The organism is Kitasatospora sp. NPDC048540 (assembly GCF_040651175.1).
GTDB lineage: Bacteria > Actinomycetota > Actinomycetes > Streptomycetales > Streptomycetaceae > Kitasatospora.
Genome location: NZ_JBEZIR010000256.1, coordinates 1 through 1,281, shown reverse-complemented (window position 1 = coordinate 1,281; position 1,281 = coordinate 1). Strand labels below are relative to the sequence as shown.

The following is a 1,281-nucleotide window of genomic DNA, read 5'->3' as shown; positions in this document are numbered from 1 at the left end:
CATTGTCCGAAGACTCCGGGCCGGCTTCACGGCTTTAGCATTCAGAGGTTCGACGTTGGCGCTTCAAAGCGGGTACGGGAATATCAACCCGTTGTCCATCGACTACGCCTGTCGGCCTCGCCTTAGGTCCCGACTTACCCTGGGCAGATCAGCTTGACCCAGGAACCCTTGGTCAATCGGCGCAAGAGTTTCCCACTCTTGTATCGCTACTCATGCCTGCATTCTCACTCGTGTACCGTCCACAACTGGATTCCTCCGCTGCTTCACCCGGCACACGACGCTCCCCTACCCATCCACACAGCCGTTGGGCCTATATGTGTGAATGACACGACTTCGGTGGTGTACTTGAGCCCCGCTACATTGTCGGCGCGGAATCACTTGACCAGTGAGCTATTACGCACTCTTTCAAGGGTGGCTGCTTCTAAGCCAACCTCCTGGTTGTCTCTGCGACTCCACATCCTTTCCCACTTAGCACACGCTTAGGGACCTTAGTCGGTGTTCTGGGCTGTTTCCCTCTCGACCATGGAGCTTATCCCCCACAGTCTCACTGCCGTGCTCTCACTTACCGGCATTCGGAGTTTGGCTAAGGTCAGTAACCCGGTGAGGCCCATCGCCTATCCAGTGCTCTACCTCCGGCAAGAAACACACGACGCTGCACCTAAATGCATTTCGGGGAGAACCAGCTATCACGGAGTTTGATTGGCCTTTCACCCCTAACCACAGGTCATCCCCCAGGTTTTCAACCCTGGTGGGTTCGGTCCTCCACACGGTCTTACCCGCGCTTCAACCTGCCCATGGCTAGATCACTCCGCTTCGGGTCTTGGGCATGCAACTCAAACGCCCTATTCGGACTCGCTTTCGCTACGGCTACCCCACACGGGTTAACCTCGCTACACACCGCAAACTCGCAGGCTCATTCTTCAAAAGGCACGCAGTCACGGCCCACCGAGCAAGCTCGGCGAACGACGCTCCCACGGCTTGTAGGCACACGGTTTCAGGTACTATTTCACTCCGCTCCCGCGGTACTTTTCACCATTCCCTCACGGTACTATCCGCTATCGGTCACCAGGGAATATTTAGGCTTAGCGGGTGGTCCCGCCAGATTCACACGGAATTTCTCGGGCTCCGTGCTACTTGGGAGAAGCTCAAGTGAGCCGTACAGGTTTCGTCTACGGGGGTCTTACCCTCTACGCCGGACCTTTCGCATGTCCTTCGACTACCCAAACGGTTTCTGACTCACCCAGCCGCCGGCAGACGACTGAAGAACTTTCCCACGACCCC

1 rRNA gene (only partly in view) is annotated in these 1,281 nt (G+C 56.8%); it reads right to left on the bottom strand.

The annotated features are described in order from the left end of the window. Nucleotides 1-1,281 (bottom strand): 23S ribosomal RNA (locus tag AB0D08_RS40625); its annotated part reaches 1,629 nt to the left of the window's first position; the annotation flags it as partial.